Source organism: Streptomyces sp. URMC 126 (assembly GCF_051386555.1).
Classification (GTDB): Bacteria; Actinomycetota; Actinomycetes; order Streptomycetales; family Streptomycetaceae; genus Streptomyces.
The window spans coordinates 1-7,885 of sequence record NZ_JBPQTX010000318.1 but is presented as its reverse complement, the minus strand read 5'-3'; the positions used below and the strand labels follow the sequence as shown (position 1 = coordinate 7,885).

Annotated in this window: 5 protein-coding genes; 2 read left to right on the top strand and 3 right to left on the bottom strand. The window is 71.5% G+C overall.

The window, feature by feature from the left end:
• The 3 genes from ACSNOK_RS27720 to ACSNOK_RS27710 all read right to left on the bottom strand — a co-directional run.
• Positions 1-854 (bottom strand): MBL fold metallo-hydrolase (locus ACSNOK_RS27720; protein ID WP_436783526.1); only part of this gene is annotated, 854 nt, incomplete at its 3' end.
• A 443-nt stretch (positions 855-1,297) separates the two neighbouring features.
• Positions 1,298-2,077 carry an AfsR/SARP family transcriptional regulator gene (locus ACSNOK_RS27715; RefSeq protein WP_436783525.1) on the bottom strand — a complete coding sequence of 260 codons (780 nt, stop codon included), beginning with the start codon at positions 2,075-2,077 and terminating at the stop codon, positions 1,298-1,300.
• Between the two features lie 267 nt (positions 2,078-2,344).
• Complete coding sequence (locus tag ACSNOK_RS27710; protein ID WP_436783524.1) at positions 2,345-3,934, bottom strand: penicillin-binding transpeptidase domain-containing protein; 1,590 nt, start codon at positions 3,932-3,934, stop codon at positions 2,345-2,347.
• A 655-nt stretch (positions 3,935-4,589) separates the two neighbouring features.
• Between ACSNOK_RS27710 and ACSNOK_RS27705 the strand changes: the two genes are divergently transcribed.
• Positions 4,590-6,311, top strand: a complete 1,722-nt coding sequence (locus tag ACSNOK_RS27705; RefSeq protein ID WP_436783523.1) for a thiamine pyrophosphate-binding protein — start codon at positions 4,590-4,592, stop codon at positions 6,309-6,311.
• A 2-nt stretch (positions 6,312-6,313) separates the two neighbouring features.
• On the top strand, positions 6,314-7,846 hold the full coding sequence (locus tag ACSNOK_RS27700; RefSeq protein ID WP_436783522.1) for an asparagine synthase-related protein: 1,533 nt from the start codon (positions 6,314-6,316) through the stop codon (positions 7,844-7,846).
• The last annotated feature ends 39 nt before the right edge of the window (positions 7,847-7,885 follow it).

The window sequence follows — 7,885 nt, the reverse complement described above, 5'->3', positions numbered from 1 at the left end:
GTTGTGTATAAGAGACAGGGGAGGAGCAGGGGCGGGTGGCCCGTGGCGTCCAGCAGCCGTTCGACGTAGCGGTGGACCGCCTGGTGCGAGCTCATCGGGACGAGGGCGACGTCCGGGCGGATGCCGGCGAGTTCCCGTTCGACGAAGTTGCTGGCGCCCATGAGCAGGATCCTGGGGCCGCCGTCCACGGACACCTGGTAGGCGAGGGTGTCGCCCTCGACGAGATCGCCGAGCGTGGCCGGCCGGCGCGGCGGCGCGGCCCGGCGGCCCGGCGCGAAGCAGCCGTGGTCGGCCAACTGGCTGTGCAGGCTGCGGAAGACCTCCACGGTGTACCCGTCGAACTGCAGGTACTCCCCTCCCTTGACCTGGATGACGTCGCCGAGGCGCCGGGACGGGGTGCCCATGGCGACGAGCAGGTGCCGGACGGTCTCGTCGCAGACGGTACGGATCCGGGAGCGTTCCCACTCCGGGCGGCCCAACAGCTGGGGTACGTCCGCCACATGGTCGAAGTGTCCGTGGCTGACCAGCACGAGCTCGGGCGGTCCGGCCAGGTGGCGGTCCGCCACTCGCTCCACGGCGGCCCGGTCCAGGCGCAGCGGGAGCCGGGGGTCGAGCGCGCCGGTGTGGTCCGTGCAGGGCATCCGGCTCAGGTAGGGGTCGAAGACGATGCTGCGGCCGCCCTCCAGGAGGATCTCCCAGCCGGCGACGCCCAGCCAGCGGAGCCGGACGGAGGTGGAGTACGGGCCGCCGCGCCCGTACTCCGGGGGCAGGGCCACCGACACCGCCGTCCCGGCCGCCGCCGCGGAACCCGATGCCGCCAGAACCCCTTTGAGTACCGCTCGTCGACCCGCCACTGTTCCCGCCACCCTTGCCGTTCCGCCTTGCCGTTCCACACCGCTTCGAGCGGTGGCGAACCTATGACAACCGGCTTGCGGGGTGGCGGTTTTGAGTCAGTCGTCCCCCGAAAGGCGGGTCGGTGCGCAAGCACGGTGGCACCGCCGGTAATATCGTTCGGGACGGTTCGCGGTGCCCACGAAGCGCCGGACGGTCGCGGTGCCCCGAGCGGAGTCGGAGCACCGTGAGGGCGGCCGTCGCGCCACGGAACCCGTACGTGGCAAGGGTGTTGTACCGCGTGGTGCGGTGTGCGCCGGAAGCGGATGCCGGGGAGCGTGGCGGTCTCCCCCGCTCGTTCGGCCGATGTGCGGGAAGCGTTCGTCGCCGGCCGCCGGTGCGCGGGAGCTCCGGTCTCAGCCGGGACGTCTCGGCCGGCGGCTCAGCCGGCATCTCGGCCGGTATCTCAGCCGACGCGCAGGAAGCGTTCGTCCTGCCGCAGGATGGCCTGCATCACCGTCGTCATGCGGGCGCCCGGATTGACGCCGATCTGTTCGCGCAGGATCCTCTTCGCCTCGTGGAAGACCTGGATGGCGTCGGTCTGCCGACCCTCGGCGTAATAGACCTTCATCAGGCTGACATACAGATCCTCACGGAAGGGATCCCGATCGATCAGTTCCGATAGCCGTTTGATCGCTTCCGGATGACGGCCCAGCGCGATGTCCGTCTGGGCGCGCAGCTCGACCGCCGACGTCCGTTCCGCCTCCAGCGCCTCCGCCTTCAGCCGCAGCCGGCTGGAGGTGACGTCGGCGAGGGCCGGCCCGCGCCAGAGGGCCAGTGCCGCGTCGAGGCGTCCGGCGGCGTCCGCGTACCGGCCCCGCTGATACGACTCGCGCGCGCTGTGCACGGCTTCGCGGAAGACGAACAGGTCGACGGCCTCGTGGGCCATTCTCAGTTCGTAGCCGCGGTCGTGCGACACGAGCGTGTCGCGCGGGATCCCGGCCTGGGCGAGGACCTTGCGCACCATCCAGGCGGACGTCTGGAGCTGGCCCGAGACGGTGAGCGGCGGCTCACCGTCCCAGGAGTCCTCGCTGATGGCCTCCTTGGACACCACCTGGCCGTTCCGCAGGGCGAGGGAGGCCAGGAAGCGCCGCTGCCGCTGGCCCTGGAGGGGGACGGGCACCCCGTCCTTCAGGAAACTCACCGTGCCGAGAAGCCGGATCGTCACGTCGTTCCACGTACTCATGGCGATTACCCCCCGCGTCGTGGACAGGCCGTGCCCCGAACAGGAGGGGGTGCGCACCACGGATGCCCTTCCCCGGCGTACTGCTCGAAGGCCGTCACACCTGTCACTCTCGATGATCAAAACGTCACTAATTGATGATCGGAAACTGGATAGGCGAGCAAAAAACACCAAACCAATCGAAAGAGCCGCACCGTCACGGACCACGGGGTCGCGTGCCGGCGCCGGCTCCCAACGGTGAGCACCCGAGGGATCGGGGAGCGGCCGGGGTCAGTCCATGAGGTTCCCGAGGAACTTGGCCGCCACGGGGCCGGCGTCCCGTCCGCCGGAGCCGCCGTCCTCCAGCAGGACCGACCAGGCCAGGTTGCGGTCCGACTGATAACCGATCATCCACGCGTGGGTGCGCGGCGGGGTCTCCGTACCGAACTCCGCGGTGCCCGTCTTGGCGTGCGGGGCGCCGGGGACGGCCTTCAGGGCCCGGCCGGCGCCGTTGGTGACGGTCGCGCGCATCATCTCGCGCAGAGCGTCGACGACTCCGGGGTCGAGCCGGGCGGGTGCCTCGTAGCGGTGGCGGACCGCGTCGGGCACGAGAACGGGCTGCTTGAAGGTGCCCTCCTTCACGGTCGCGGCGATCGAGGCCATCACGAGGGGAGAAGCCTGCACGCGGGCCTGGCCGATGGTCGAGGCGGCCTTCTCGTTGTCGCTTCCGGTGACCGGCACGCTGCCGTCGTAGGTGGTCGTCCCGACGTCCCACCGGCCGCCGATGCCGAAGGCCTCGGCGCTCTGGTGCAGGCTCTCCGGCGACAGCTTGGCACGGGAGTTGACGAAGAAGGTGTTGCAGGAGTGGGCGAAGCTGTCCCGGAAGGTGGACCCGGGAGGCAGCGTGAACTGATCCTGGTTCTCGAAGCGTTGGCCGTTGACGTGGGCGAACTTGGGGCAGTCGGCGCGGTCGGCCGGTTTCATCCCCTGCTTCAGCAGGGCGGCGGCGGTCACCACCTTGAAGGTCGAGCCGGGCGGGTAACGGCCCTCCAGCGCGCGGTTCATGCCGCCGGGCATGTTCGCGGCGGCCAGGATGTGGCCGTTGCTGGGGTCGACGGCGACGATGGCCGCGTTCTTCTTCACATCGCTCAGCGCCTTGGCGGCGGCCTCCTGCACCTTGGGGTCGATGGTGGTCCGTACCGGCTTGCCGCCGCCTCCCTCCTCGCCGGTGAGGTTCTTCACCACCTGGCCGGACTCCCGGTTGACGATCACGACGGACTTGGCGGCGCCCGACCGTCCGGTGAGCTGTTCGTCGTACCGGGCCTGGAGGCCCGACTTTCCCTTGCCGGTCGCGGTGTCGACGACTCCGACGAGGGAGGTGGCCCGCAGCTCCCGGCCACCGGCGTCCAGGACGGCGGCCCTTTCGCGGGAGTTCAGGGCGAGCGTCTGCCCCGGAACCATTTCCGGATGGATCATCTCCGTTTGGAATTTAATCTTCCATTTGCTGTCGCCCCCGACGACCTTCGCCCGGGAACGCCATGAATAGTCACCGGCCCCCGGGAGGGCCATCTTCACAGTAAAGGGAATTACCACCTCCCCTTCCGCTTTTCGCTCGCCGTCGCCCGCCGCGATATCCGTCTTCGACGGCTTGAGGTTCGTCATGACGGACTTGATCAGCGATTCGGCGCCGTCCGGGGTGTCGGTCAGCTGCGCGGCCCGCCGCGCGTCGCCGGCCTCCCAGGCGTCCAGGAAGCCCTGCAGCGCCTTGGTCGCGTCGGCGACCTGGGGGTCGTCCGAATCCCCGTCCGCCAGCACGGTGTTGTAGCCCCAGTAGCCGATCCCCACGACCGCGGCCAGCCCTACGCAGGTCGTGACGATCAACGAACCGCGGGAACGCCGACGGTGAGGCCGCGCATAGTCACCGGAGGATCGGTTAGACGTCATGGACCCGAGATTATGCAGCGCGCGCTTGCCTGACCGCCCCCCAGGAAGTGATCAGGACAGTTCCCCGCCTGAAGAAGTCGCGACAACGGACAAGGCCGACGAACCGTCCGGCACGAAAGACATGGAAGCGACAAGGCCGGAGAAACGCGGGTCCGCTTTATCGGCTGCCGACACCCGGCAATCCCGGCGTAAGACATGCATCTCATACCTGCGTGGTCTAGACCTCTGAAGAAATCAGCGGAACTTTCGACCAAATTTTCGAAAAGAAGTGGCCGGATCGAATCCGGCGCGCGCCCCGCTTCCGGTTCTCCGCGCGATGGGCCGGCTTTCCGCCGCGATGAGCCACGAGCGGGCCGCGAGCCGCCACGAGGCGGGCCACCAGTCGGCCGCGAGCCGACCGGAAGCCGGCCCGGGGAGCCAACTCCCAGCCCGCCGCAGCCCACTTGCGGCCCGCTCCCGGCCGACTCACGGCCCGCCTCCCCTCTCCTCCCGCTCTCCGCGCGATCCCGCCGATACGGGCGGGAGAGGGCGTGAAGAGGGCGCCCGGCCAAGGTGGCGGCACCGCAACCCCCGACCGCCTCTGGAGGCGCTCATGTCCCGCGTTTCGACCGGCCCCAGCTCCGAGCCCACCGCCGCCCACGCCCTGCTCTCCCGGCTGCGCGACCACGGTGTCGAGAAGGTCTTCGGAGTCGTCGGCCGGGAGGCCGCGTCGATCCTCTTCGACGAGGTGGAGGGCGTCGAATTCGTCCTCACCCGGCACGAGTTCACCGCCGGCGTCGCCGCGGACGTCCTCGCCAGAATCACCGGCCGCCCCCAGGCGTGCTGGGCCACCCTCGGCCCCGGCATGACCAACCTCTCCACCGGCATCGCGACCTCCGTCCTGGACCGCTCGCCCGTCATCGCGCTGGCCGCCCAGTCGGAGTCCCACGACATCTTCCCCAACGACACCCACCAGTGCCTGGACGCGGTGTCGATCATCGCCCCGATGTCCAAGTACGCCGTCGAGCTGCAACGCCCGCACGAGATCACCGACTTGGTGGACTCCGCGGTCGGCGCCGCCATGACCGAGCCGGTGGGCCCGTCGTTCATCTCGCTCCCCGTCGACCTGCTGGGGTCGAGCGAGGGCATCGACACCTCGGTGCCGCTGCCGCCGGCCGAGACCCCGGCCAAGCCGACCGGCCTGACCGCCGACGGCTGGCGGAAGGCCGCCGACCGGGCCGCGGAGCTGCTCGCCAAGGCCGAGCACCCGGTGCTGGTGGTGGGCGCCGCCGCGATCCGCTCCGGCGCCGTGCCCGCCATCCGCGCCCTCGCCGAGCGGCTCAACGTGCCCGTCATCACGACGTACATCGCCAAGGGCGTCCTGCCGCACGGCCACGAGCTCAACTACGGTGCCGTCACCGGCTACATGGACGGCATCCTCGACTTCCCGGCCCTGGACACCCTGTTCGCCCCGGTGGACCTGATCCTCACCCTCGGCTACGACTACGCCGAGGACCTCCGCCCGTCCATGTGGCAGCGGGGCGTGGAGAAGGACACCGTCCGCGTCTCCCCGACCGTCAACCCGGTCCCGCGCGTGTACCGGCCCACCGTCGACGTCGTCACCGACGTGCTCGCGTTCGTCGAGCACCTGGAGGCGGCGACCGCCTCCGTCGCGGCGAAGAACCGGCACGACATCGCCCCGCTCCGGGCCCGCGTCGCCGAATTCCTCGCCGACCCCAAGGAGTACGAGGACGGCATGCGGGTCCACCAGGTCATCGACTCGATGAACACGGTGATGGCCGAGGCCGCCGGCCCGGGCGAGGGCACGATCGTCTCGGACATCGGCTTCTTCCGCCACTACGGCGTCCTCTTCGCCCGCGCCGACCAGCCGTTCGGCTTCCTCACCTCGGCCGGCTGCTCCAGCTTCGGCTACGGCATCCCGGCCGCGATGGGCGCCCAGCTGGCCCGCCCGGACCAGCCCACCTTCCTCATCGCCGGCGACGGCGGCTTCCACTCCAACAGCGCCGACCTGGAGACCATCGCCCGGCTGGGGCTGCCGATCGTCACCGTGGTCGTCAACAACGACACCAACGGCCTGATCGAGCTGTACCAGAACCTCGGCCACCACCGCAGCCACGACCCGGCGGTCAAGTTCACCGGCGTCGACTTCGTCGCCCTCGCCGAGGCCAACGGCGTGGACGCCACCCGGGCGACCGACCGGCAGGAGCTGCTGGCCGCGCTGCGCAAGGGCGCCGAGCTGGGCCGCCCCTTCCTGATCGAGGTGCCCATCAGCTACGACTTCCAGCCGGGCGGCTTCGGCGCCCTCAGCATCTGATCATGGAGGCACCGGTCTTTCCGGCTGCCTTCGGGTTCCACGCCACGGCCCGGACCGAGCGCCACCGGGCCCCCGGCGCGGCCTTCGCCACCCTCGGCAGCCACACCGACATCGACCTGTCCCCGCCCGGGCAGACCTTCGCCGCGACCCTGGTGCACCATCCTCAGGCCGCGCCCGAGGGCGCCCGGGCCCGGGACGGCGACACCGCCGTCCTCCTCGCCGGCGAGCTCTACGACCGCGAGGCCCTGCGCTCCGTCCTGCCCCCGGGCGAGGAGGCGGACGACGGCGCGGAGCTGCTGCTGCGGCTGCTCCGGCGGTACGGGCTCCACGCCTTCCGGCTGCTCAACGGCCGGTTCGCGGCCGTGGTCCGGACCGGGCGCCGCGTGCTGCTCGCCACCGACCACGCCGGCTCCGTACCGCTGTACTGCCGCGTGGCCCCCGGCGAGGTCAGGGCCGCCACCGAGGCCAAGACCCTGACGGCGGACGGACCGTCGCGGGGCCTGCCGCTGCCGGAGTCACGGCGCCTGCCGGGCCTGCCGGACGTCCGCCAGGTGCCGGCGGGCACCGTGTGGGAGGTCGACCTGGAGTCGGGCACCACCACGGCCCACCCCACCTGGCGTCCGGCCCTGGCCCGGCGGATCATGCCGGAGGACGAGGCGGTGGCGGCCGTCCGCGCCGCCCTCCAACGGGCGGTCACGGCCCGGGTCCCGGCCGGTTCCGCCCCCTTGGTGGTGCTGTCCGGCGGCATCGACTCCTCCGGCGTCGCCGCCTGCGCGCACCGCGCGGCCGGTGCACTGGACACGGTGTCCCTGGGCACCGACGTCTCCGACGAGTTCCCGCAGGCCCGGGTGGTCGCCGAGCACCTCGGCAGCCGGCACCGCGAGATCACCGTGCCCACCGCCGACCTGCTGGAGCAACTGCCGTACGCCATCTGGGCGGCGGAGTCGGCGGACCCCGAGACCATCGAGTACCTGCTGCCCCTGGTGGCGCTCTACCGCGCGCTCGGCGGCCCGGCGCGCCGGATCGTCACCGGGTACGGCGCGGACATCCCGCTCGCCGGGATGCACCGCGAGGACCGGCTGCCGGACCTGGACACCGCGGTGGCGTACGACATGGCCACCTTCGACGGGCTCAACGAGATGTCGCCCGTGCTGTCCACGCTCGCCGGACACTGGTCGACGCACCCGTACTGGGACCGCGACGTCCTCGACCTGCTCGTTCCGCTGGAGGCCGGGCTCAAGCGCCGGTACGGGCGGGACAAGTGGGTGCTGCGGGCCGCCCTGGCCGACGCGCTGCCCGCGGAGACCGTCGACCGGCCCAAGCTCGGCGTCCACGAGGGGTCGGGCACCACCTCGTCGTTCTCCCTGCTGCTCGCCGGGCACGGGGTCGCGGAGACGGCGGTCGGCGAGGCGAAGCGGCGGGTGGTCCGCGAGCTGTTCGACCTGACCGTGGTGGCGGGCCGGCACCCCTCGGAGGTCAGCACCGCCGAGGCGGTGGCTGCCGTGGCGGCCCGCCTGGAGCGGGGCGCGGCGTGAACCGGCCCGTCCGCCCCCCCTCCCCTCTCGCCCCCGCGT